This window comes from Dyella sp. 01N36 (genome assembly GCF_056399745.1).
Window position 1 is genome coordinate 94,375 of the sequence record NZ_JBFTRY010000003.1, and the last position, 25,137, is coordinate 119,511.

The window sequence follows — 25,137 nt, forward strand, 5'->3', positions numbered from 1 at the left end:
TCGATCAAACCAGACCAACGTCGGATCGCGCCCTGCCCCGCACGGTCCAACTCAGTTTTCGCGACCGCCCATGAAGTCCGGCTCGCCATTGGCCTTCCAGTGGAACGGCATGATGTAAGGCGCGCGGCGTGCAGTGCACTTCCAGTCCGCGCCGCCATTGGCGTGGAAGATGATCCAGTCCTGCTTGCCGTCCTGCGATTTGAAGAAGCCATTGTGCCCCGGCGCATAGAAGCCTCGCGCCGGCGAACTGGCGAGCGCCTGCGTGGGCGATTTGCGCCATGACGCAGGGTCGAGCAGGTTGGCGTCTGCGGCGGCGCTCAGCAGGCCCAGCGAATAGCCGTCCGACCAGCACGCGCTGGCGGAATAGGTGAGGAACACCTGCCCGCGCGGACCTTCGATGAACTCCGGCGCCTCCAGGATCTTGCGGCCGCCCTGCATCTCCCATGCATAAGTGGGATGGGCGATATCCACTTGCGGCTCGCCCAGCGTCCACGGATTGCTCATTGGCGCGATGATCAGGTCGCTGTGATCGTCGACATAGGCGGAATAGACAAAGTAGCGCTTGCCGGCATGATCGAACACGGTGCCGTCGATGCCGGTGAGATGCGTCTTGAGCATGCCTTTGTCGATCCACTCGCCCTGGGTGGGATCGCTCGACGCATTCTCCAGCACCCACACGTGGCGATGCGCGTCGTCGTCATGCGCCTTGTCGGACGCTGAGTAATACAGGTACCACTTGCCGTCCAGGTAATGCAGCTCGGGCGCCCAGATCGAATGGGAGTTGGGACCTTCGGCCGGCGGACGCCACACCACCACCGGCGTGGCATCGGCCAGATGCGCCATGTCGGTGGTCTTGCGCAGCGAGATGCGGTTGCCTTCGGTGCTCGTGTAGTAATAGACGCCGTCGCGCTGCGCTACCCACGGGTCGGGCCCGGACGGCAGCAGCGCATGCATGGTGGCCGGCGGCTGCGCATGCGAGGCCGCGATCAGCAACATGCCAGCGATGGCGGCGAACGTGCGCTTCACGGCTGACCCGCCGTGGCGGCATCGCCGTCGATCTGCAGATAGTCGACGTCGACCACGTGGGCGCCGCCGTCCACGTCGATGGTGTTGAACCCGGGCAACAAGGACGCCGAGATGTTCTCGAGCAGCCAGCCGTCATCCGTCTTGGTGAGGTTGGCATTGGCAAGACGCGCACCATTGACGACGATCGCAGGCTGCGCCGCCAGTCCGAGATCGGCGTAGCGCACACGCAGCGCGTGTTCGCCGCCCGTACTGTTGACCACGAAGCGCAGGCGACCTTCGGGACCCGCACTCAGGCGCGCCTTGCGGAAACTGGACGCCTTTCGATCCGGCACGGAGACCGCGCCGGTGAACTGCGCGTCTTCGGCTTCGTAGCGATTGAAGTTCAACTTCGCCGTGTTGAACAGGATTTCGTTGTGCTTGACACTGGTCGGCGCCTCGGGCGACGACGAGGTGGTGACATGCAGCATGCGGCCGTCATCACGCAGCAGCAGTGCCTGCGTCCAACCCGCATGGATATTGCCGGTGCGCTTTTGTACCGGTGCACGTACTTCCCACCATGGGCCGCGACCGGAAGCGTTGTTCCAGTACAGCGAGCGGCCGCCTTCATCCGCACCGCCGCCGCCGCGTTCCGCGGACACCACAATGACGCCTTCGGGACCGCCCAGCGGGAACCACTGAACCACGGGACACGCGGCGGGCCAGAAGCCCGAGAGCGTCATCACCGGTTCGCCGTGGCGTTGCGGATCGCCCCAGTCCAGTCCGTCGCGACTGAACTTGATGAACACCTGGCCATTCCTGGGCCCATCGATGTTCTCGTACGTCATGGCATAGCGATGGTCGCCCAGGCGCGTGACGATGGCCATGCCGGGGCGCTCCACGCCACCGGGTATCGCCACATCCAGCACTTCCTTGCCCCAATGCTTGCCGCCGTCGTCGGAGACCTTGTGTCCCAGCGCCTGGTTATAACCCTCGGCCTTGTGCTGCTCGGTGGAGTAATAGGCCACCATGCGGCCGTCGTCGAGCACGTGGATATTGGATTCCCACACGCCCTTGTTGTCCTTGTCCTCCGGCCGCCCGCCGCCCTTGATGATGGAGCTGCGGTAATGCCAGGTCTTGCCGGCATCGGTGGAGGTATACATTTGCAGGTCTTCTTCGTTCACCCTGCCCTGCGCATCGTTGCCGGTGGCGTTGGCCGAGAGCACCAGCGTGCCTGCCGGCAGATCGCCGCTCGCGCGCTGCAGTTCAGTGATATGCGGTTGCCAGCGCAGCTGCCAGTTCTTGTCCTTGCTGTGCGTCTGATCGGCGACATTCATGAGGAAGCGCCAATGATCGCCACCGTCGCGGCTTTCCCACAGCGGAATGCCGTTCATACCGTCCTGTTCGAACGCCATCAGCAGGCGTCCCTTGTCTTCCGGCGAACCGTGCTCGATGCGCGTGATCGACACATAGCCCGAAGCGTCCGCCAGATGCGTGCCCACGGCGGGTTCAGGAGCATCCTGAGCGGTCGCACGGGTGGACAGCAACGTGGCGATGCAAACGGCCAGCGTGGACAAACCTAACGTCAAGCGAGTCATGCACGGAATCCCGGTTCACGCCTGCAACGGCGCACGATGAGTGAGCCTCCCAAAAAAGGAGGCGGGAAACGGCATGTCACTACCGTTCCCGCCAAGTGGGAGAGGATTACATCTTGAAGCGCACGCCCAGGCCGTAGGTGCGGTCCTGGTAACGGATGTCACGCGGGCGGGTGTCGCCATCGCCCCAATACTGATGCAGGTTCGCGCCAAGGATATTGGTCGCGTTGAACACTACGGTGAAGTACTTGTTGATGTCGTAACCGAGCGAGAAGTCGACCTGGTTGGCCGGCTTGATCTCGTCGTTCACGCCGGCCACGGTGGGCTGGTTGAAGCCATCGATGAAGCGGCTGCGGTAGTTGTAGGCCAGTCGTGCGGACCAGCCGAACTTTTCATACATCAGCACGGCATTGCCGTTGTTCTTGGACACGTTCTGCAGCGGCGAGGTGACCACCGGCCCGCCGATGAACTGCGGCGAACGCGTGGAACCTTCGATATAGGTGTAGTTGAGCTGCATGCCCAGGCCGTTGAACGGTTCAGGCAGGAAATCGAAGAACTGCTGGTACGCCACTTCCGCGCCATCGAGGTGACCCGAACCCGCACTCTGCGGCGAATTGAGCTGGAACGGCTGGCCACCGATGGTCACATCCGTCACGTAGTTCTGGATGTAGCCGTTGATATCGCGATAGAACACGCTGCCGCTCACGTAGCTGGCCGGACCAAAGTAATACTCCAGCGCCGCGTCGTAGTTGTTGGAGCGAATCGGCTTCAGGTCCGGATTGCCGCTGCTCGCCACTCCGGCGCGATTGATCGTGCCCGGGTTGAGCGACAGCGACGGGTTGAGCTGGCCGAAATCGGGATACGTCAGCGTCTTCGCCGCCACCAGGCGCAACTGCAGGTTGTCCTTGATGTGCAGGTTGAAGCTGAGGTTCGGCAAGTACACCGGCGAGTCGGTCGAATCGGACAGCGGCGAGTACACGTTGGTGGAAGCGTCATACGAGAACGCATCGAGGTTGCGCTTCACGCGTTCGATGCGCATGCCCATCAGGCCATCGAACGGCATGCCCCACAGCTCGTTGCCGTAACCAAACTGGAAGTAGCCCGCATAGGACTTCTCGTCGATGTGATAGAAGCGGCCCGGATTCTCCGCCGCCAGACCGGTCGGCACGCCGTACAGCGTGCGAATCGCATCGGCATTGTTGGTCAGGTAATTGGAGCAGCCACTGAGCCACGGCTGCGGGATCGCATTGGTGGTCGGCTGGCTGCAGAAGTAGCCGCTGGGGAAGCGCGCAATCACCTGGTTGGCCGGATTGGGATTGAGCGAGATATCTCCCGTGCCACCCGGCGGCGGCGTGGATACTTCAATGCTGCCGTTGTACTGCGCCTTGTGATCAGAATAACGCAGGCCGAAATCCACGTACTGGAAGAAGCTGCCGTTGATGTCGTAGTTGCCGTCACCACGCCACGCCGTCTGCTTGCCGCGCTGGTTGTTCCAGGTCTGGAACAAGCCGTTGAGGTAGTAGTTCGACGGATCGTTGGCCGGGTTGCCCGCAAGCTGCCAGTTCTGCGCGCCGTTCCAGACCGTTGTGATCGGCGCCTTCAGGAAGGTGTCGACAATAAAGGTCTGCTCATGGAACGAGGACGAGTTGAACGACAGGTCGGTCGACAGGTTCAGGCGATCGCCATGCCACTTCGCGCCGATCGAGTTCTGGATGTCGTGGCCCCACTCCTGGTGCGCCTGCGTACTGGTGGCCGCATAGGTGTTGCCGGTCCAGCTGCCGCTGGCCGCGTCGCAGATGGTCTGGCCGTAATAGGTGGAACCGGTCAGCTGATTGGCGTAGCAGTTATTGGTGACCTTGATGTTCTGCGGATCGACCGAGCCCACCGGGAAGCTGAAGAAGAACGGCTGGTTGTAGTTATCCGAATCCCAGTCATACAGGCCTTCGACATAGATCTCGGTGCTGTCGTTGGGCTTCCACTGCAGCGCGTAGTTGAATTCCTGACGCGTGCGGTCGCCGATGTTGTAGTCGGCGCCGAAGCCGTTCGGGGCGGAAATGAGATTGCCGCTGGACGTGCGCACGGGTGCGCCGGAACCATCGGTGAGCACCTTCGGGAAGTCGTCCCATACGGCGTTATAGGCGTAATGCTGGCGGTCGTAGCCCACATTCATCAGCGCGCCGAACTCGCCCAGGTCGGTCTTCCAGCGATCGCTGAGCAACACGCTGCCCGAGGGATCGGTGTGGTCGCCGTACTTGCTGTGCGTCTCGTTGACCGTCGCGGCCACCTTGCTGCCGTCGAAATCGAACGGGCGGAACAGCTGCATGTCGACCATGCCGGCGATGCCGCCGTCGGGCAGGCTGGCCTCGCTGGTCTTGTACACCTGCACGGTCTTCACCGCCGTCGCCGGCAGGTTCTGGAACGCGAATGCGCGACCGACACCGCTGAAGATTTCGCGGCCATTGAGCGTCGTGATCACGTTGGGCAGGCCACGGATCACCACCGAGCTGGTCTCGCCCTGGAAGCCCTGCGCCACCTGCACGCCGGTGATGCGCTGCAGTGCGTCGGCGACGCTGTTGTCCGGCAGCTTGCCGATGTCTTCGGCCACGATCGAGTCGGTGATCATGCGCGAATCCTGCTTGAGCGTCTGTGCGCTCTGCAGGCTCTCGCGCAAGGGCGTCACCACCACGCCCGACAGATTCACCGCGTCTTTCTGCTGTGCGTCGGAGGCGGTGGCGGGCTTCTTCGGTGCATTCGCCGGTGGATTGGTGGTGTCCGTCGACTGTTGCGGATCGGCCGGCGCGGCCGGTGCATCGGCAGCGTGCGCGACGCTGAACGATGCGGCGATGGCGGCTGCCAACAAGGTTCTCTGGATATGTGTGCGTATCATGGAAAGCCTCCCCTCAGAGGTCATGGCCCGCCAGCTCAGCCGGCGGCATCGTTATTCAGGACGCCGTCGTTCTCCGCGACGGCGCTAGAAGTTGAAAAGACGGCGCCGCCTCAGCGGACGGCACCCGCCGCTTGCATCGGAAACGTCACTGCATCCGCCGGCACCGTGCCGCGCGGCGCGTGCGACAGCGAACGAAGGATGTCGATCTCGCGCTGGCGATAAGGCTTGCCATCGGCATAGAACAGGTCGTGGAACCACAAGGTGGGCGGCGCCATCGTGTACGGGCGCTGCCACGAATCCCACGGCATATTGGTCTGCGACTTGCCGAGCACGAAGCCCCAGTTGACCATGCCCACGTCGGCCTTCTTGGCGATGGGCAACACGCCGTCGATGGTGGATCCGTTGCCGCGCGCCATGTATTCGGTACAGATCAACGGACGTCCATACGTCTGCAACTGCTTCACGCGACCCGCAAAGGTTTCCGGCCAGCTGTAGTCGTGGAAGCTGATCACGTCGGACTGCTCGAGCTGGGTGCGCTCCACCGCATTGAGCTTGGCCGGATCGGTCCAGTCGTCGTCGTGCCAAAGACCACTGGTGAGCGGCTGCACTGGCGCGGTGCTGCGCGCCCAGGCGAATACCTGCGGCAACAGCGCGGCTACGTGGTTGATCTTGTCGGCCGGCTCCTTGGCGTCGTAGTTGCCGCCACCCGGATTGTCCGGTTCGTTCCACACGTCCCACGCCAGGATGCGCTTGTCTTTGGCGAAGCTGCCCACGATGTCCTTCACGTACTGCTCCAGGCGCGGGACCTGGCTGGGATCAGTCATCGCCACGCCCGGGCTCTGCACCCAGCCGGAGTTGTGCACGCCGGGGATCGGCGGGTGCTGCGGGCCGAGCTTGGGCTCCGGATCCCAGCAGGAATCGAACAGCACGAAGATCGGCTTGATGCCGTGCTTGTCGGCGATGGTGAGGAAGGTATCGATGCGCTTCTTGAAGCCCGCCGCATCCTGCTGCCACAGCAGGTCGTGCAGGAACACGCGCATGGTGGTCATGCCGGCCTGCTGCGCCCAGCCGAACTCCTGGTCGATACGCGCGGGATCAAACGTGTCGGCCTGCCACATCTCCAGCTGATTGATGGCGTCGGACGGCAGATAGTTGCTGCCCAGCGGCCACTGCTGCCTGGCGTACCAGGTCTTGGCCTCGGCAGGCGTCCAGCGTTGCGACGCGTCGCGCGCATGGGACGGCGCGGCGATCGTTGCCGCCAGACCCAAGGCCACTGCCAAAAATGCGTACTTCATCAGCTCTCCCTCGATGCCGTCGCGCTTCATGCAGCGACGTAGTAGTTGCGCATGGACGCCTTGTTCGAAGACAAAGCGACCCTACGAGCGCCCTCGCGGGCGCCCTTGTTTCGAATGTTCGATAGGTCAGTGCGCTCCGCGCGCCGACTCGGTGGTGAACTCGTACACGATCAGGTTGCGGTACTCATGGCCCGGCTCCAGCCGTGCCGATCCGAACGACGCCTGATTGGGCGTATCCGGATAAAGCTGCGGTTCCAATACAAACGCGTCGCCCTGGCGATACACATGACCACCCGTGCCCACGGTGGTGCCATCCAGGAAATTGCCCGAGTAGAACTGCAGGCCTGGCTTGCTCGACTTCAACGTCAGCACGCGACCGGATGCCGGATCTTCCACGCGCGCAACCATGCGCAACGCAGGTGCTTCGTCCTTGCTGATCACCCAGTTGTGGTCATAGCCATGACCATTGAGCAACTGCGTGTCGTTGGTACGGATGTCGCGGCCAATGGGCTTGGCCTGGCGGAAATCGAACGGCGTGCCGGCGACGTTGCGGATCTCGCCGGTCGGAATGGAACCAGCATCGACCGGCAGGTAAGCGTCGCCGGCGATGGTGAGGCGATGGTCCATCACGCTGCCCGAGCCTTCGCCGGAAAGATTCCAATAGGCGTGGTTGCTCAGATTGACGATGGTCGTCTTGTCGGTGCTGGCGCGGTAATCGATGGAGAGACGGTTCTGCTCGTCGAGCGTGTAAGTCACCATGGCGGTGAGCTTGCCGGGATATCCCATGTCGCCATCGGGACTCTCATAGCTCAGCGTCACACTGGCCTTGCCGGCATCGTGCTTCACCTCGCCCACGGTCCACAGCACCTTGTCGAAACCCTTGCTGCCACCGTGCAGGGAATTGACGCCGTTGTTCACCGGCACGCTATAGGCGTGGCCGTCGAGGGTGAACTTGCCCTTGGCGATGCGATTGGCGTAGCGGCCGACGGTGGCGCCGAAATATTGGGGATTGCTCAGGTAATCAGCGAGCGACGAATAACCCAGCGCGATGTTCGCGCTCTTGCCGTTGCGATCGGGCGTGGCCAGCGACTGGATGCTCGCACCCAGCGCGATGATGCGCGCCTGCATGCCATGGCCGTTGCTCAGCACCACCGCATCCACCTTGCTGCCATCGGGCATGCTGCCGAAGGTCTCGCGCCTGGCGTCAGCCGCATGCGCGGCCATCGACAAAGTCGCCAGGCCAAGAATCGAAGCCATCAAACCTGCGCGCTGCATGTCCCTGGTGTCCCCTTCGCCGTATCACGATGGAGCGCATGCAATCACATTGTATGATTATCGTGCAAGTGTTCATCGGCACCGAATTTTTTCTTGGTGCGATGCGACATTGCGTGAAGTGGCATGCTCGAAAAAACCAAAAGCGGCGCTTTCATGCGATGTTCGGAGGCGAACACGGCGACGCTGGGGACGTCATGCGGATGAGAACTTTCTGCATTGCGTCATCGCATGTTCCTGCCAGCGCACACCCGGCCGGGACCAACGCACCAAAAAATCGCTGCGGACACCTTGGCATCAGCGGGCCAAGTTGCTTATAGTCCGTTTGTATGACAATCGAATCGGGCGCATCTAATATGCCTGCACGCGCACGGATCACCCTTCGTCAGGGCCAGGGGTAAGAGGATTTCATGAAGAAGCCGATCGCAGTTCGCAGCCTGTACGGGCATGTCATGCACGAGATCGGGCTGCGCATCGTCAGCGGCAAGGTGAAGCCCGGCGAGATCCTGCCGCGCGAGGAAACCCTCGCCGAAAGCCTGCAGGTCAGTCGTACCGCCTTGCGCGAGGCCCTGAAGGTGCTGTCGGCAAAAGGCTTGATCGAATCACGCACCGGCGTTGGCGCCCGCGTGCTCGAGGAGCGCTACTGGAATCAGCTGGACGCCGACGTGCTGGCCTGGCGTTGTGCCTCCATGCCCACCGACGACTTCGTGGACAAGCTGGTGGAAATGCGCGAGATCATCGAGCCGGCCGCCGCGGCTGCCGCTGCGCGTCGACGTACGACGACACAGCTGGCGCATATCGAAGAGGCGTACAACGCCATGGACGCCGCACAGACGCTGGACGAGTGGTCCACCGCCGACCTGATGTTCCATGACGCGGTGTTGCACGCCACCGGCAATGAGTTGATGCAGTCGCTGTTCTCGGTGATCGAAACGGCGCTGGGCACCTTCTTCACCTTGTCCGCACGCAGCGCCAGCGATTTCAAGTATTCGCTGCCCTATCACCAGAAGGTGCTCGAGGCGATCAAGCGCAAGCAGCCGGAAGTGGCGCGCAAGACCATGCTGGCGATGATTGCCGACTCGCAGACCAACCTGCATCGCAGCCGCGGCAAGGCGCGCAAGAAGGCCAGCGCGTGAACACCGCGCTTATCGGCCTGGACTGGGGTAGCACGCAGCTGCGTGCCTATCTCTATGACGGTCAGGGCCAGGTGCTGGAGAAGCGCACGTTCTCGCACGGCATCCGCCATCTTCCCGAGGGCGGCTTTCCGGCCGCCTTTGCGCAGGCCGTCGAACACTGGCCCGAGCTGCCGGTGCTGGCCTGCGGCATGGTGGGCAGTCGCAACGGCTGGCTGGAAGTGCCTTATCTCGATACGCCCACCAGCGTCGATCGGCTCGCCGGTGCGCTGAGCACGTTAGCTGCCGATGGCCGCACGCTTCATCTCGTGCCGGGCCTGCGCGATCCCGCGCGTCCCGATGTGATGCGTGGCGAGGAGACCCAGGTCGTCGGCGTCGTTGCGCAATCGCCGGATGTCGCCGGCCATGGCTGCCTGTTGCTGCCCGGCACGCACAGCAAGTGGGTGTCGCTGCGCGATGGCATGGTGACTGGCTTTGCCACCGTGATGACCGGCGAGCTGTTCGGCCTGCTGACCCAGCATTCGATACTTGGCGCGCAACTGCCGCCCGCCATCGATGACGACAACGCGTTTCGTCGCGGCGTCTCGATGGCGCGCGACAGCGGCGCGGCCGGCGCGCTCTCGTGCGTGTTTTCGGCGCGCACCCTCATGCTCGACGGCGTGCTTGCCCCCAGTTCGGTGACCGACTACCTGTCCGGCCTGCTGATAGGCGACGAAATGCGCATCGCTATCGCCGCCGGCTGGGCCGATCCATCGTCCAGCGTGCACATGGTGGGCGAAGGTGCGCTATGCGATCGCTACCTCAAGGCAGCGGCGATGTTTGGGCTCACCGTCCACAAGGCGCCCGATGCCACCACCTCGCACGGCCTTTGGCGCATCGCCGAAGCCGCCGGCCTGATCCCCACGCAAGCAACGGCATAAACGCATGAAGTCATGGCTTGATCCACTCCCCCTCGTCGCCATCCTGCGCGGCCTGACGCCCGACGAATCGGTGGAGATCGGCCGCGTGCTGGTCGACGCCGGTTTTCGCATGCTCGAAGTGCCGCTCAATTCGCCGCGGGCGTTCGACAGTATCCGTCGCATGGTCGACGCACTGGGCGATGGCTATCTGATCGGTGCAGGCACCGTGCTCGACCCTGCCGACGTCAAGAACGTGGCTGATGCTGGCGGCCGCCTCATTGTGATGCCGCATGCCGACGTCAACGTGATTCGCGCGGCCAAGCAGGCAGGCCTCTATTGCGTACCGGGTGTCGCCACACCAACGGAGGCGTTCGCCGCGCTTGCCGCCGGTGCCGATGCGCTCAAGCTGTTCCCTGCCGAACAAGCCAGCCCCGCCGTGCTCAAGGCATGGCGCGCGGTGCTGCCCAAGGATCTCGCGGTGCTGCCGGTCGGCGGCATCGCGCCCGACAACATGGGACCGTGGCTGGCCGCCGGCGCCGGCGGCTTCGGCATCGGTTCCTCTCTCTACGCTCCCGGCCGTCCGGCCAGCGATGTCGCGGCGCGCGCACGCGCGTTCGCCGACGCCTGGCGCAGCCACTCTGATGCACAAGGATCGCATGCATGAAGATCACCCGCCTCACCACCTTCCTGGTTCCCCCGCGCTGGCTGTTCCTGCGCATCGAGACCGATGCGGGCATCGTCGGCTGGGGTGAGCCCATCGTCGAAGGGCGTGCACACACTGTCGCTGCGGCCGTGGATGAGTTGTCCGACTACCTGATCGGCAAGGACCCGCGTCATATCGAAGACCTGTGGAATGTGATGTATCGCGGCGGCTTCTACCGCGGTGGCCCGGTGCTGATGAGCGCCATCGCCGGCATCGACCAGGCGCTGTGGGACATCAAGGGCAAGGATCTGAACCAGCCCGTGCATCAGCTGCTGGGCGGCCCGGTGCGCGATCGCATTCGCGTGTACTCGTGGATCGGCGGCGACCGCCCGGCCGACACGGCGCGTGCCGCGAAGGAAGCCGTGGCGCGTGGCTTCACCGCGGTGAAGATGAATGCCACCGAAGAACTGCAATACGTCGACACCTACGACAAGGTCGAGCTGGTGATCGAGAACGTGCAGGCGATCCGCGACGCGGTGGGCCCGCATATTGGCATCGGCCTGGATTTCCATGGCCGCGTGCACAAACCGATGGCCAAGGTGCTGATGCGTGAACTCGCCCCGTTCAAGCTGATGTTCATCGAGGAGCCGGTGCTGTCCGATCACCTCGAAGCGCTGCCGGAACTGGCCGCGATTTCGCCGGCGCCGATCGCGCTGGGCGAGCGCCTGTACACGCGCTACGACTTCAAGCGCGTGCTGCAGATGGGCGGCGTGGACATCATCCAGCCCGATCCCTCGCACTCGGGCGGCATCACCGAAACGCGCAAGATCGCCGCCATGGCCGAAGCGTATGACGTGGCACTGGCGCTGCACTGCCCGCTCGGCCCGATCGCGCTTGCTGCGAATCTTCAGCTCGATGCGGTGTGCCACAACGCCTTCATCCAGGAACAGAGCCTGGGCATCCACTACAACGCCGGCAACGATCTGCTCGACTATGTGAAGGATCGCAGCGTGTTTGCCTACGAGGATGGTTTCGTCGCCATTCCGAATGGACCCGGCCTGGGCATCGAGGTCAACGAAGCCTACGTGGCCGAGCGCGCCGCCGTGGGTCACCGCTGGCGCAATCCGATCTGGCGCCATGCCGACGGCAGCGTGGCGGAGTGGTAAGCATGGCGTACGCGAGCTATCCCAGCCTGATCGACCGCCACGTGTTCATCTCGGGCGGCGCCACCGGCATCGGCGCGGCCTTCGTGGAGCATTTCGCGAAACAGGGCGCGCGGGTGTCGTTCATCGATATCGATCAGGCCAATGGCGAGCAACTTGTGGAAGGTCTCGCCGCCAGCGCACATCGCCCTTTGTTCGTACGTTGCGACGTCACCCAGCTCGACGCGCTGGAAGCCGCCATCGCGACGGCGCGTGAAGTGCACGGCCCCATCGGCGTGCTGGTGAACAATGCGGCCAACGACGTACGCCACGAATTCGGCAGCACGACGGCAGCCGAGTTCGAGCAGAACATGGCGATCAATCTTCGCCATCAATATTTCGCCACGCAGGCCGTGCGCGACGACATGCGTTCGCTGGGCGGCGGGTCGGTGATCTGCCTGGGTTCCACCGGCTGGATGAAGAAGAACGCCGGCTATCCGATGTATGCGATGGCGAAATCCGCGGTACACGGCCTGGTCAATGGCCTCGCTCGGGAGCTGGGCCGCGACCGCATCCGCATCAATGTGCTGGTGCCCGGCTGGGTGATCACCGAGAAGCAGCGTCGCCTGTGGCTTGATGCCGAAGGCGAAGCGGAGATTGCCCGCGTGCAGTGCCTGCCCGGCTATCTGATGGCCGACGATCTGGCACGTGCGGCGCTTTTCCTCGCCGCCGACGACAGCCGCATGTGCACCGGCCAGGACTTCATCGTCGACGGTGGCTGGGTATGAACATCCGCGCCGCTGTCGCCATGCAGGTGCACAACACGCTGGGCGAAGGCGTCACCTGGTGCGATCGCGGCCAGGTGCTGTACTGGACCGATATCCACGCCAGTACGCTGTGGCGCTACCGCCCGCACGACGGTGCACTTCACCAGTGGAGCATGCCCGAGCGCCTCGGCAGTTTTGCGCTGTGCGAAGCGGACGGCTGGCTGCTGCTGGGGTTGGCATCGCGTCTGGCGTTCTTTCATCCATCCACACACACGTTCGTTGGCATCACCGACGTGGAAGCCGAACTGCCCACCCGACTCAACGACGGTGGCTGCGATCGCCAGGGCCGCTTTGTGTTCGGCACATTGCATGAGCCCGCAAGTGGGCCAAAGAAACCGGTGGGTGGTTTCTATCGTCTCAATCATGACTTGTCGCTGGAGCGCCTGCCCTTGCCGGGCGTGGCGATCAGCAACAGCATCGCGTTCAGTGCGGATGGCGGCACGATGTATTTCTGCGATTCGCCCACGCGCACCATCCAGTGCTGCGATTACGGCGATCAGGTATCCAACGTGCGCCACTTCGTGACGCTGGACGATGCACGCGGCGAACCCGATGGTTCAGCCATCGATCGCGACGGCGGCCTGTGGAACGCCCAATGGGGATTGGGCCGCGTGGTGCGCTACACGCCGGCGGGCCAGCTCGACCGCATCATCGACGTGCCTGCATCGCAGCCCACCAAACCGGCCTTCGCCGGCACGGATTTTTCGACGCTGTACATCACCAGTGCGCGCGACGGTCTCGACGAGGCCGCGCTCGCTGCTCAACCCTATGCCGGCGCGTTGTTCGTCGCCGATGCAGGTTTTCGTGGCTTGCCCGAACCGCGTTTCGCCGGGCCGCCGCCACACGTCATCGCTGCCGCCTAGGGACCGCGGCTCAAGCACACCAGCCCATTAGAGGCACCACTATCGCCAGCGGGGGAGTTTTTCCATGAATGCCCAAGTCATCTCGCCAGCCTCGGCGCAAGCCAAGGTCACCATCATCTTCACCTGTGTGCTCGCCGCGTTGGCGGGCCTCATGTTCGGCCTGGACATCGGCGTGATTTCCGGTGCCACGCAATTCATCCAGGCCGAATACAAAGTCAGCGACCACATGATCGAATGGATCGTGAGCTCGATGATGTTCGGCGCAGCCGTCGGTGCGGTAGGCGCCGGCTGGTTGTCGGCCACGCTGGGCCGCAAGCGCTCGCTGATCCTCGGTGCCGTGTTGTTTATCCTCGGTTCGCTGCTGTCGGGCGGCGCGTGGTCGCCGGAAACGCTGATCGCCGCGCGCGTGGTGCTCGGCCTGGCGATTGGCCTGGCGACGTTCACTGCACCGCTTTATCTGGCCGAAGTGGCGCCGGAGCGCATCCGCGGCGCGATGATTTCCACCTATCAGCTGATGATCACCATCGGCATCCTGGTGGCGTTTCTCTCGGACACCGCATTGAGCTACAACGGCGCCTGGCGCTGGATGCTCGGCATCATCGCGATTCCCGGCGTGCTGTTCCTGCTCGGCGTGATGTTCCTGCCGGATAGTCCGCGCTGGCTGATGATGCGCGGTCGCCGCGACGAGGCGATCGAAGTGCTGCAGCGCCTGCGCGGCGACAGCGTCGTGGTGGCGCGCGAGGCCGCTGATATCGAAGAGCAGCTCAAGACCCCGCAACGCGGCTGGCATCTGTTCAAGGACAACCGCAACTTCCGTCGCTCGGTGTGGCTGGGCGTGCTGCTGCAGCTGATGCAGCAGTTCACCGGCATGAACGTGGTGATGTATTACGCGCCGCGCATCTTCAAGGAAATGGGCTACGACACCTCGGCGCAGATGTGGTTTACCGCGCTGGTCGGCCTCACCAATGTGCTGGCCACCTTCATCGCCATCGCGCTGATCGACCGCTGGGGCCGCAAGCCCATCCTCTACACCGGCTTTGCCGTGATGGCCGTAGGCCTGGGTGTCGTGGGTACGATGATGAACAACGGCATCCACGACCATGGTGCGCAGATCTTCACGGTGACGATGCTGCTGATCTTCATCGTGGGTTTTGCCATGTCCGCCGGCCCGCTGGTGTGGACGCTGTGCTCGGAGATCCAGCCGCTCAAGGGCCGCGACTTCGGCATCGCCTGCTCCACCTTCACCAACTGGATCTGCAACATGATCGTGGGCTTCACCTTCCTGAGCCTGCTCAACGGCATCGGCAATGCACACACGTTCTGGTTGTATGCCGCGCTCAACGCGGTATTCATCCTGGTGACGTTCTGGCTGGTGCCGGAGACCAAGGGCGTGACGCTGGAGCAGATCGAGCGCAACCTGATGAGCGGCAAGCGGCTGCGCGAGATCGGCCGCTGATCTTTAGTTGAAAGCTGCGTCTGACCAAGGCTGCCGCACCGAAAGGTCGGCAGCCTTTTTTATCAGGTGCCGCGCGGCTTGGCCCGATGCGTCGGCGCGGCCGTCCACGGATCATCCGGCCAGGGATGACGCGGGTAGCGTCCCTTCAATTCCTTCTTCACCTCAGGGTAGGTGCGCTCCCAGAAGCCCTTGAGATCCTGCGTGACCTGGATCGGGCGACCCGCGGGCGAGAGCAGGTGCAACGTGACGGGAATGCGTCCGTTCGCCACGCGCGGCGTGTCAGCCAGTCCGAACAATTCCTGCAGCTTCACTGCCAGCACCGGCGCTTCGCCTTCGGCGTATTCGAGGCGACGCGTCATGCCGCTGGGCACAGTCAGGCTTTCCGGAACCTGCGCATCAAGCTGGCGGCGTTGCTCGTAATCGAACAAAGAGCCTAGCGCCTGCGAGAGTTTTTCCGCGCTCAAGGCGTCGAGGCGACGCTTGCCGTTGAGATACGGGGCGAGCCAGTCTTCCAAAGTATCCAGCAGCGCCGTATCCGAGATATCGGGCAGACCCAGTTCCGGCACCCATCCACGCAAAGCCTGCATGCGTGCGCGCAAGCGTCTGGCGTTATCGCTCCACGGCAAGGTATCGATGCCTTTCGCCCGCACCGCGGCGAGCAATGCCGGCAGCGCGTCTTCAGGCTTCACCGGCACGCTGCGTCGTTCCAGCACGATGTTGGCGAAGCGGTGTTCGTCGAAGGCTTCCACCGCGTTGCGTTCGTCGTTCCAGCGCAAGGCGCGTTCGCGTTTGAACTGCGCCGGGTAGTCCCGCTCCAGCACGCGGTAATCGATCGGCGCGGCCGCGAGAATCAGGCTGTCCCGCGCCTCGAAGCGCAGGTCCAGCGCCACCAGCCACGGCTCGCCGTGCAGCGCAGTATTCTCGTGCAGGCGCGCACCACGACCATTGGCTAGCGTGTAACGCAGCGGGTTGTTGTCGTCGCGGCGCGCCACGCGATCCGGGAACGCATGCAAGAGCAAATCGCCCACGGCATGGCTGTCCGGCACACCGCTTGCCGCCGAACGCATGTCCAGGCGACGACGCCAACCTTTGCTCGCCAGCTCGATGGCCGCAAGCGCACCGGCGTCCGCACCACCGCGCGCGCCCGCGGTGTGACGATCGCGCCACACATGAAGCGCGCTCACGCGGGCACGGAAGTCATCGCTGCGCGCCTGCTCACCGCGCAGGGGCGAGCGCGCTTCCATCAAGGCAAGCAGATCGGCGACCAGCGCGCGCAATTCAGGCTCGGCGCGCAAGGCCGCCGCACCCAGCCGTGGCGTGGCGCCGAGTTCGAGCATCTGGCGACCGAGCGCGGTGATGCGCCCATCTGCCGTCAACGCAGTCAGCTGCACGAGCAACTCACGCGCCTGCGCCAAGGCACCCGAGGGCGGCGCATCGAGCCAGGGCAGCGTGTTGCCGCTGTTCGCGGTGATGCCCCATGCGGCGAGTTCCAAGGCAAGCCCCGACAACTCGGCTTGCGCCATCTCGGCCGTGCGCGACGGATCCAGTCGTTTGCTTTGCGGCCACAGGCGGTACGCCGTCCCTTCGGCGACGCGACCGGCACGACCGGCACGCTGATCGGCCGAAGCCTGCGAGACATTCACCGTCTCCAACCGCGTGAAGCCGGAGTTGGGATCGAAGCGCGGCTCGCGCGCCAGCCCGCTGTCCACCACCGCACGGATGCCCGGCAGCGTGACACTGGATTCGGCAACATTGGTGGCGAGCACCACACGCCGCGTACCGGGCTCCGCCGGACTCAACGCGGCCTGCTGTTCGGCCATCGACAGTTCGCCATGCAAGGCCACGATGTCGATGTTCTCGTCCAGTGACGATGCCAGCACAGCCTGCGTGCGCGCGATCTCGCGACGGCCGGGCAGAAACGCCAGCACGTCGCCGGGGTTTTCCTCCAGGGCCTGACGCACCACACGCGCCAGCTGATGCTCGGTGGTCTCCTGCGCGCGAGCGGCGGGATATTCGACCCGCACGGGAAAACTGCGACCCGGACTGCTGATCCGCGGCGCATCGAGCCACTGCGCGATGCGCTCGCCATCGAGCGTGGCGGACATCACCACCAGTCGCAGCGCCGGACGCAAGGTGCCCTGTATGTCCAACGCAAACGCGGCACCCAGATCCCCGGCGAGATGCCGCTCATGGAATTCGTCGAACAGGATCGCACCGATGCCGGTGAGCTCGGGATCGTCCTGGATCATCCGCGTGAGGATGCCTTCGGTCACCACTTCAACACGCGTAGCCGCGCTGACCTTCGCCTCGAAGCGAATCCGATACCCCACCGTCTGCCCCACCTCCTCACCCAGCTGCCTGGCCATGAACTGCGCCGCCGCCCGCGCAGCGATGCGGCGCGGTTCGAGCATCAGGATTTTGCCGTCGGCGAGCCAAGGTTGATCGAGCAGCGCCAATGGCACCTGGGTGGTCTTGCCGGCCCCGGGCGGCGCTTCGAGCACGAGGCGCGGATGTGCCGCGAGGGAGCTTGTGATCTCGGGCAGGAGGGGGGTGATGGGAAAGGATGAGACGGTGTTCATCAGGGGATGATAGCGGGGTGCGGATTGGCGTCGCGTGGGTGGCTTTTGCCTGTTCGCGCGTTTGCGATGCATGACGGTGTTGGAATGACACAGTCAAAACCGGGCGCACCCGCTTGTCTGTGGGAGCGCACCCTGTGCGCGACAGCCGCGCATGGGTGTACCGCTCCGTAGGTCTGTCGCGCACAGGGTGCGCTCCCACAAATGGCGGTCTGCAGCCGTTGATCCACGACCCGAAGCCGGTGCCATCCACTGTAGGAGCGCACTTGTGCGCGACCGCAACGCTGCGGCGCTCCGCTCCGTAGGCTGGTCGCGCACAAGTGCGCTCCTACAAGAGGTGTGCCAGGCCTGCAAAACGCCGGGCGGCATTTTCAGGCCGCCCGCAGGAAAGAGAGAAACCCGTTTACGGATGCGCCGTCGTACTCGCCGCCCCCGCGCCAGGACTGGGCGCTGCCGCCCCGCCCGCTGCAGTACCCGTCGCCCGCAACGGCGCCAGCGATTCAAACTTGCGCTGGTATTCGTCCGTCACCTGCTTGGCTTCTTCACTGCTGGTGATCACGCGCGGCGTGATCAGCACGATGAGTTCGGTGCGGTTGCGGTTGTGATTGGTTGTGCCAAACAGCCGACCAATGATTGGCACCCGATTGAGACCGGGGATGCCGGTATCCGTGCTGTTCTCGTTTTGCTGGATCAGGCCGCCGAGCAGAACAGTCTGGCCGCTTTGTACGGCGATTTGCGTACCCACGGCGCGTTGCTGGATGGTGAAGTTGCCTTGCGAGTTGGCTGAGCCGGTCGTGTTGCTCACCTGCTGCTGCACATTCAGATACACCAGCCCGCCGGGATTCACGCGCGGCTGCACGTCAAGAATGACGCCCGTCGGAATATAGCTCACGCTGCTGGCCGTCGATCCGGTGGTGTTGAGGCCGGTCACGATGGACGTCTGATTGATCGGCACCTGATCGCCGACCTGGATGTGTGCGACTTGATTGTTGAGCACGACCAGCGAGGGCGCCGACAAGGTTTTGGTGTTGCCATTGGTTTCCAGGGCGCGAATGGCCACCTGGAACTTGCCGTTGGTGCTCAGGAAAGAATAAAAGAGCGGCTCGCCTGCGTATTGGTTGCCACCCGAACCCAGCGATATCTGACGATGCGCGCCTGGCGGAATATTGGTCGCGCCGTTGACGTTGCCGTTGCTGTCATAGCTGGGCGTGCTGCCGGCCAGGCCCTGCAGATACCACTGCACGCCAAACTCCAGCTGCCCCGTGAGATCCACCTCAAGGATGCGCATCTCGATCTGCACCTGCAGCGGCACGTTGTCGAGGCGCTTGATGGCTTCTTCGATCTCCTTCCACTGCGACGGTCGCGCACGCACCATCAGCTGGTTGTTGGAGTCGACCGAGCCGATGCGGATGGAACCGTCCTCGGAGACGTACTGTTGCCCGGCGCTGTTGTTGCCGCTGGCATTGTTGCTGGAACCGAAGGAGGACATGCCGCCGGCGGCACTGCCGCCCGTGCTTCCGAAACCACCGCCCGTGCCCGTTCCCGTCGTACCGAAGCCGCCCGTGGTGCCGGTCGTACCCGTCGTTCCCGTGCCGCCAAAGCCACCGGCGTTACCAAACCCTCCGCCCACGCCATTGACGCTGGGCGAACTGCCGAAGCTGCCCGCCGTGCTGCCCATGCCGCTGGCATTGCCGCTGGCGTTGTCGGTGCCCAACGTGGAGCCGGTGAGGCCCGGCCCGACCTTGCCGGCATCGTTGCCGCCGCCGTTGCCGCGGGTATAGATCTGCCCGAGGTACTGCGCCAGATCCGACGCCTTGAGGTTGCGCACGTCGTAGACAAACAACTCCGGCTCATTGCCGCCGCCGCGATCGATCCGGGTGATCCAGTCACCCACTTCCTGCAGATACTGCGGCTGGCTGCTGATCACCACGATGGCGTTGGTGCGTTCGATCGGCAGGAAGCGCACCATGCCGGCCAGTGGCGTGTCGCCCTTGGGCCCGAACATCTGATCGAGCTGCCCACCCAGTTCGCTCACGTTGGCGTGTTGCAGGCTGAACACGCCCACCGACATGCCCCGCAGCCAGTCCACGTCGAAGGTGTGGATGGTGCGCTGGTAGTTGTCCAGCTCCGCCGTGGTGCCGGAGAGCACGATGACGTTGCGCGAGGGATCGGCCAACAGCACCGCGTCAGTTCGCGCAAACGGCTTGATCAGTTTCTGCATCTCGGTAGCCGAGATGAAGCGCAATGGGAACAAGCGCGCCTGCAGGCCACCTTGCGGTGCCACGGCATTGAGGCTGGGCACGAGGTTGCCGCCCACGGCATCTTTGGCCGGCATCACCACGTATTGGCCGTCACGCATCACCAGCGCGTTGTTGGTCCACGACAGCAGCGTTTCCAGAATCGGAATCGCCTGGCTGCTGTCCACCGGTTCGGAGGTGGAGAAGGACACATTGCCCTGCACGCCCGGCACGATGGTGTAGTTCTGCTTGAGCAGGTCGCCGAGGATGGCCTTCACCACCGCCTGCACCGGCTGGTTCTCGAAGTTGAAGGTCACCGCACCGTCGCCGCTGGCCGCCTTGCGCGGCTGGCTGAGTCCGGTGGCGCGCACAAACTGGCCGCTGCCTTCGCTCAGTTGCGGCTTGGGTGTGACACCCTGATCGGGCGTGGTGTTGCGTGTGTTCAACGGTAACGGTGGGGGCACCGGCTTCTCGGTGCCGGCCATGGCCTCGCGCTGCAACGCGCCGTCGTCGCTCCGGGGCGGCGGCAGCGTCTGACAACCGGCCAGCCACAGGGCCAGGGTGAGCGTACTGATGCGGGTCAACCGCGGCGTGCGCTGGATGGACATGGCTTTAATGGGCTCCCTGGGGGGGCGCCGCCTGCTGTTGGGCGCGGCGCTTCTGGATGGCTTCTTTCAACAGACGAATACGGTCGGCCTGCGCGTCCACCCCGTTGGGCGACTGCAAGGCAGGATTGGGCGTATTCGTTGGGTTGGCGGTATTGAACATCGGTCCGCTTTGCGGTGCCGGCACCGGGCCGACGGCCATGCCCGGTTGCGGTGGCGGGGCCGGCGGCGCATTGCCGTCGGCCTTGGGCATGTCGATCGGCGCACCGGCCGGCAATTGCAGTTCGGTGCGGCCAGTGCCCGATTCGAACACGGCCGAGCGCGGCTTCAGATCGACCAGGCGCCAGCTGCCATCGGGCAGCGCATCCCCCTGGCGCACGCGCACTTCGTGCTCGCCGCTCTTGTCGCGCAGCAAAGCCATGTGCAGCGGCGGGGTGAGGATGATGCCGGTGAGCTGCATGTCGCCCAGGCTCGCGCCACCGGCGGCGGCATGCATCGTCGGTTTGCGGTCGTTGCTGAAGAGCGGCTGTGTCCACACGGCGGAGAACTGCGCCAGTGGCACGGGCGGCGGCAGGCCCTGGTCGTGCGTCGGTGGCAGAGGCGCCGCCGGGCGCTGGGCGCCCCAGGACACGCCGCGTCCCACACCGGCCAGCAAGACCAGCAGCAGCGCACCGAACAGCACGGCCACCGTGCCGAGCACAGGCGTCAGGCGACGTTGGGCGGCGGCGTTCATGGCGCGGCTCCCTGCGTGTCGCCGTTCGTCGCGCGTGGCTGGCGCACATAGCCGGACAAGGTGAATTGCACTTCCAACGGCGCCGCGGCTTGCTGCATCGCCGCCACCGGATTGCGGTAGATGCTCAGGTCATCGACGAACAGGTACGGCGTGCCCTGCTCCAGATCGTGCAGCGTTTCGGCCAGCGGCTGCACATCGCAGCGCAGGGTGATGCTCACCGCCACCTTGCGATACGGCTCGTCCGGCGCGGCGGGTGGATTGGTCACCGGCATTTTCTGCGTGACATCGCACGAACCGCCCTGCGGATGCGCGGCCACCGCATCGACCACGCGCTGCATCAAACCGGCAGCGGCGGCGTTCGGATCATCTTCCGGCAGGAAGGCGTGACTGGCGGCCTGCCCTGCGCCCATCGCGGCGATGCGTTGCTGCAGCTGCGGCTTCTCGGCGATGGCGGCGGCATAGCGCGCATGCGTGTCGCGCAGGTCGTCCATCTCCGCGTGGATCGATTGCAGCGGCGCGACGAACCACCAGTGCAGCAGCGCGAAGTACGCGACCACCAACACGACCAGCAGCAACAGCACCGCCGCGATGCGGCTTTCGCGCGGCTTGAGCGTGGTCAGCTTCATGGCGCGCTCCCGGCAGCCGCCGGGGCCTTGGGCTTGGCATCGTTGGGCTTGCGCAGCTGCGCCACCATGAAGAAACGTTCCTTGCCGGTGGACGGGTCCTTCTGTATCGATCCCTGGAAGGCTGGCTCAGCAAGCGATGTCGATCCCTTCAGTGCTTCCAGCAACGACGCTGCTTGCGTGCCCTGCCCTTGCATGCCGATCTGGCCGCCGTGATCGATGCTGAGGCGCTCCAGCCAGGCATTTTGCGGAAGTCGCGCAGATAGGTCCTGCAGGATCGACAACGCAGTCGCACCATTCCTTTTGCGTTGAGCCAGGAATCCGGTGGCGCCAGCGTGGTCCTGCAAGGTCTGACGCAATGCGCTAACCGCCTGCACCTCGGTCTTCATGCGATCTACTTCGCTTCGCATGACATCCAGCGCGGATTCGCGGTTGTGTACCCACTGCAGCATGGAGAGGATGAGCAGCAGAAGTGCACCGGCCATCAGGCCGAGATTCAGGCGAAACCGGCGGTTGATGCGTCGTGGTTTGTCGCTGGCGGGCAGCAGGTTCACGCCAAGACGCGCGCCGTTGACGCCAACATCCATCGCATCCAGCACGACGCCGATCTCGCGTAATCTCGCCAGCAAGGGATCGATCAGGGAACGCGGAACGGTCACCAGCTCGGTCTGCAGCTGCGTACCGTTGGCTGTCACCGTGACGGGACCGATGTCATGGAAGACCTGCGCAGCACGAAACGGCGTCTGTCGATCGATCTCGAAGGCAGCTACCTGTTTCAATTGATCGCGTGCGGCTGCCGGAAAGCCCATGTGGCGGCGCAAGACCCATGCGTCGGGGACGAGGAAGGCCAGGCGCAGCGCGTCATGCGACACACTAGCGAGTGCATCTTTGATCAACGCCTGTTGCTGCTCGATCGACAGCGCGTCGCTCCAGCGCGCCAACGGTGCCGAAGCATGCATGGCGCGCAGTTGCCACTCCCCATCCATCCATTCAATGACGTGCCACTCGATACCGCTGGTAAATGCCTGCAACAACGGACGCGGTAGCAGCGACTCTAATTCCCCCAGCCACCAACGCCACAGCGGGGACGCCGGAGAGCGTTGCCAGAACTGCACAACCGTGCTGCGCAAGGCCTGTATGGAGGCATTCATTCGACAGCATCCTCTTGCCAGCGAAGCACGGTGTAGCTACCGCGACCCGGCAGGCGTTCAAGCCGTATCGTGGCGCTGACACGTGAGATGGTGCCGTCGGACGACGATGCCGACGCGACGATGGTTCTTACCGTACCGCCGCGAGTGGGTCCCATGGGCATGCCATTGGGCAGCATCGGCAGCGGCATCCTTGTGTTCAAGGAGCCTCTCAGGGAGATAAATCGCGTGGCCGATGCTGTATCCATGCCAGGCAGAGCTGCCAGCGCCAGGGTGGGTGCAAAGGCCGCCGCCGGTGTTTGGCGATGCGACCAGACGGTCAGCACCGGCGCAATTTTTCGGTACAGAGCGGGCGTCATGCCCAGCACCGACTGGATTTCGTCGGGCATATTGAACTGGCTATAGCGAGGGCCCTGTGTCAGGCCAGCCTGCGCATAGCGCTGTGTACCCTCTTCCCGATTGAAGGCACCGGAGGGATCGCGCGATTCGCGCACGTTGTCAGCCAGCGTCGATGCAGCGACCGCATCAAGGCCTGCCGCGATAAACAGATTCTTCAGTACGGCAGGATCCGCCGCGTTGATATCGATCTTGCCCAGATCATCCACGATGCGGATATCGACCTGCTGCCCATCGATGCTCATTCCATAAGGGCGACCGTCGCCCACCCATCGCCCGCCGTTCTTGGCGGTGATTTCCGCGACCGCACGCATGACGCCCGCTTCGGCGAGATAGCGCAATTGCGCGCGCGTGGCCAGGTAGCGTGTCTGCGTCGCTTCCGTGCGCGCCAGCGTGGCGAAGCCGCCGAGCAGGATCGCCAGCAAGGTGCACGCCCATAGCACGACCAGCAAGGCGATGCCGTGCTCGCGATGCTTGAAGCGACCTGACCGACCTGCGGGCATCCTTGTCCTCCCGTGGGCACTCGACTTTGCGTCGTGCAGAGGGCCAAGCATTGCAGCGCAAGACGACATTTTTGTGCCATCAATATTGCGTTGCGTTGGGCAACAGTCGGGCCAGTGCGCGACTGTTCAGGGCGTCGGGGCTCTGGCGGATCGGTGCCTGCACGAGTAGCCAGGTCCCATCCTTGTCGCCGCGCTCCAGTTCGATGCTGACCAGGTCGGGCATGCGGCCCGGGATATGCCATTGACCGCGCCATTCGCGGGGCGATTTGTCGTCCGCTCGGCCGTAGTAGCGAAAGCGCCCCTGGCTGATGCCATCGGCCAGGGGCTCCGGGGTGAACCCAATGCCATGCGACGCGCCTGTCGGGCTCATGCCGTCGCTGCTGAGTTCGATCTTTAAGGTGCCGCTGCCATCCTTGACCATCGCCAGGGTCTGCAATTGAGGGCCATTGCGATCGAGATAGCCAGGCAATGGACCGACAAACTGAAGACGATGCTCGTCGCCTTCGAACACGATGGGCACGCCCTTGCCATCTACTTTCCACGGGATGGCGCGGGCCTGAAGCAGGTCGTGGCGAATGAAGCGCTGTATGGAGCGGGCCTCGTCCACCTTCTCCATCGCCCGCGAGCCGGCGCTGACCATATGGGTGGCGGTGCGTATGCCGGACAGCACGCCCACCAGCAGGATGCTGAGCAAGGCAAGTGCACTGAGCACTTCCAGCAGGCTGAAGCCACGCGTGCGCTTCATCGCGTGCTCCGTGCGGAGGCTACGCCGTTGTCGATGGACCGCAGCGTGGTGTAGTGGATGACGTGCGGACGACGCTGCGACCCCCATTGCACGTCAAGGTCGACGCGATACAGGGTGAGTGGACTTCCCGCTGGCGGATCGTCGTCCTGCCAGGGGGCGACGCGCAGGTGCCAGCGATAGTCCGTTCCAAAGTCGCCATCGCTTTCGCCGGCGGCCAGCGGTTCGGCCACGCCCAAGGCATCGAGCTTCGCCTGCGCCCACATATCGGCCCGGCTGACCTGCCCTGATTGGTCGGCGAGATGCAGTGAAGCGCCTGCCACATGCAGCAGCGCGGCAAAGGCAATCGCCAGCAGCAGGATGGCGGAGATCACCTCCAGCAGGCTGAAGCCGCGCGCATGCCGCTTCATCGCTTTGCACTCACATCGGCGACGCTGACGGCACCGGTCAACCACGACACATTCACGCGCCACTGGCGCCGCTCGCGCTGCAGCGTGATGTGGCCGCCGGTGGAACTGCCATCGGGGAAGAAGCGGATGCGGCCGGTGTAACTGTTGACC

21 protein-coding genes are annotated in these 25,137 nt (G+C 64.2%); 7 read left to right on the forward strand and 14 right to left on the reverse strand.

From position 1 onward, the window contains the following. Nucleotides 1-51: 51 nt before the first annotated feature. The 5 genes from AC1DMG_RS01645 to AC1DMG_RS01665 all read right to left on the reverse strand — a co-directional run bounded on the left by AC1DMG_RS01645 (nucleotide 52) and on the right by AC1DMG_RS01665 (nucleotide 8,036). On the reverse strand, nucleotides 52-1,026 hold the full coding sequence (locus tag AC1DMG_RS01645; protein WP_441602826.1) for a glycoside hydrolase family 43 protein: 975 nt from the start codon (nucleotides 1,024-1,026) through the stop codon (nucleotides 52-54). Next, nucleotides 1,023-2,600, reverse strand: coding sequence for an exo-alpha-sialidase (locus tag AC1DMG_RS01650; RefSeq protein ID WP_441602825.1), 1,578 nt, complete (start codon nucleotides 2,598-2,600; stop codon nucleotides 1,023-1,025). Before AC1DMG_RS01650 ends, AC1DMG_RS01645 begins: the two co-directional genes overlap by 4 nt. A 106-nt stretch (nucleotides 2,601-2,706) precedes the next feature. After that, complete coding sequence (locus AC1DMG_RS01655; RefSeq protein ID WP_477180129.1) at nucleotides 2,707-5,484, reverse strand: TonB-dependent receptor; 2,778 nt, start codon at nucleotides 5,482-5,484, stop codon at nucleotides 2,707-2,709. A 110-nt stretch (nucleotides 5,485-5,594) separates the two neighbouring features. Further along, nucleotides 5,595-6,779: a glycoside hydrolase 5 family protein gene (locus tag AC1DMG_RS01660; RefSeq protein WP_441602823.1), complete on the reverse strand. Its 1,185-nt coding sequence runs from the start codon at nucleotides 6,777-6,779 to the stop codon at nucleotides 5,595-5,597. A gap of 126 nt (nucleotides 6,780-6,905) precedes the next feature. Then, nucleotides 6,906-8,036 (reverse strand): aldose epimerase family protein, encoded by a 1,131-nt coding sequence (locus AC1DMG_RS01665; protein WP_441602822.1) that lies wholly within the window; start codon nucleotides 8,034-8,036, stop codon nucleotides 6,906-6,908. 425 nt (nucleotides 8,037-8,461) lie between these two features. Between AC1DMG_RS01665 and AC1DMG_RS01670 the strand changes: the two genes are divergently transcribed. From AC1DMG_RS01670 to AC1DMG_RS01700, 7 genes are all read left to right on the forward strand, one after another. Next, nucleotides 8,462-9,187, forward strand: a complete 726-nt coding sequence (locus AC1DMG_RS01670) for a FadR/GntR family transcriptional regulator (RefSeq protein ID WP_441602821.1) — start codon at nucleotides 8,462-8,464, stop codon at nucleotides 9,185-9,187. Beyond that, entirely contained in the window at nucleotides 9,184-10,104 is a 921-nt protein-coding gene (locus AC1DMG_RS01675; RefSeq protein ID WP_441602820.1) for a 2-dehydro-3-deoxygalactonokinase, read from the forward strand. The genes AC1DMG_RS01670 and AC1DMG_RS01675 overlap by 4 nt, the downstream gene beginning before the upstream one ends. Nucleotides 10,105-10,108: 4 nt before the next feature. Then, entirely contained in the window at nucleotides 10,109-10,747 is a 639-nt protein-coding gene (locus AC1DMG_RS01680) for a 2-dehydro-3-deoxy-6-phosphogalactonate aldolase (RefSeq protein ID WP_441602819.1), read from the forward strand. Beyond that, a complete protein-coding gene (dgoD, locus tag AC1DMG_RS01685) occupies nucleotides 10,744-11,892 on the forward strand; it encodes a galactonate dehydratase (RefSeq protein WP_441602818.1) in 1,149 nt (382 codons plus the stop codon). The genes AC1DMG_RS01680 and dgoD overlap by 4 nt, the downstream gene beginning before the upstream one ends. Before the next feature lie 2 nt (nucleotides 11,893-11,894). Next, nucleotides 11,895-12,656 carry an SDR family NAD(P)-dependent oxidoreductase gene (locus tag AC1DMG_RS01690; protein ID WP_441602817.1) on the forward strand — a complete coding sequence of 254 codons (762 nt, stop codon included), beginning with the start codon at nucleotides 11,895-11,897 and terminating at the stop codon, nucleotides 12,654-12,656. Then, nucleotides 12,653-13,558, forward strand: coding sequence for an SMP-30/gluconolactonase/LRE family protein (locus tag AC1DMG_RS01695; protein ID WP_441602816.1), 906 nt, complete (start codon nucleotides 12,653-12,655; stop codon nucleotides 13,556-13,558). The genes AC1DMG_RS01690 and AC1DMG_RS01695 overlap by 4 nt, the downstream gene beginning before the upstream one ends. A 64-nt stretch (nucleotides 13,559-13,622) precedes the next feature. Further along, nucleotides 13,623-15,014 (forward strand): sugar porter family MFS transporter, encoded by a 1,392-nt coding sequence (locus AC1DMG_RS01700; protein WP_441602815.1) that lies wholly within the window; start codon nucleotides 13,623-13,625, stop codon nucleotides 15,012-15,014. Nucleotides 15,015-15,076: 62 nt separating this feature from the next. Here AC1DMG_RS01700 and hrpB read toward each other — a convergent pair whose 3' ends face one another. From hrpB to AC1DMG_RS01745, 9 genes are all read right to left on the reverse strand, one after another. After that, nucleotides 15,077-17,593 (reverse strand): ATP-dependent helicase HrpB, encoded by a 2,517-nt coding sequence (hrpB, locus tag AC1DMG_RS01705; RefSeq protein ID WP_477180130.1) that lies wholly within the window; start codon nucleotides 17,591-17,593, stop codon nucleotides 15,077-15,079. A gap of 400 nt (nucleotides 17,594-17,993) precedes the next feature. Further along, nucleotides 17,994-20,435 carry a type II secretion system secretin GspD gene (gspD, locus tag AC1DMG_RS01710; RefSeq protein ID WP_477180131.1) on the reverse strand — a complete coding sequence of 814 codons (2,442 nt, stop codon included), beginning with the start codon at nucleotides 20,433-20,435 and terminating at the stop codon, nucleotides 17,994-17,996. Between the two features lie 4 nt (nucleotides 20,436-20,439). Further along, entirely contained in the window at nucleotides 20,440-21,165 is a 726-nt protein-coding gene (locus AC1DMG_RS01715; RefSeq protein WP_441602812.1) for a hypothetical protein, read from the reverse strand. Beyond that, nucleotides 21,162-21,791, reverse strand: coding sequence for a type II secretion system protein GspM (gene gspM, locus AC1DMG_RS01720; RefSeq protein ID WP_477177795.1), 630 nt, complete (start codon nucleotides 21,789-21,791; stop codon nucleotides 21,162-21,164). Before gspM ends, AC1DMG_RS01715 begins: the two co-directional genes overlap by 4 nt. Further along, nucleotides 21,788-22,939, reverse strand: a complete 1,152-nt coding sequence (locus tag AC1DMG_RS01725; RefSeq protein WP_477177794.1) for a PilN domain-containing protein — start codon at nucleotides 22,937-22,939, stop codon at nucleotides 21,788-21,790. Before AC1DMG_RS01725 ends, gspM begins: the two co-directional genes overlap by 4 nt. Further along, nucleotides 22,936-23,835, reverse strand: a complete 900-nt coding sequence (locus AC1DMG_RS01730) for a type II secretion system minor pseudopilin (protein WP_477177793.1) — start codon at nucleotides 23,833-23,835, stop codon at nucleotides 22,936-22,938. The genes AC1DMG_RS01725 and AC1DMG_RS01730 overlap by 4 nt, the downstream gene beginning before the upstream one ends. Nucleotides 23,836-23,914: 79 nt before the next feature. Then, nucleotides 23,915-24,580 (reverse strand): prepilin-type N-terminal cleavage/methylation domain-containing protein, encoded by a 666-nt coding sequence (locus AC1DMG_RS01735; protein ID WP_477177792.1) that lies wholly within the window; start codon nucleotides 24,578-24,580, stop codon nucleotides 23,915-23,917. Beyond that, nucleotides 24,577-24,987 carry a prepilin-type N-terminal cleavage/methylation domain-containing protein gene (locus AC1DMG_RS01740; protein ID WP_477177791.1) on the reverse strand — a complete coding sequence of 137 codons (411 nt, stop codon included), beginning with the start codon at nucleotides 24,985-24,987 and terminating at the stop codon, nucleotides 24,577-24,579. The genes AC1DMG_RS01735 and AC1DMG_RS01740 overlap by 4 nt, the downstream gene beginning before the upstream one ends. Continuing rightward, nucleotides 24,984-25,137, reverse strand: a 154-nt coding sequence (locus AC1DMG_RS01745; protein ID WP_477180134.1) for a GspH/FimT family pseudopilin, incomplete at its 5' end; no start/stop codon positions are given. The genes AC1DMG_RS01740 and AC1DMG_RS01745, both read right to left, overlap by 4 nt.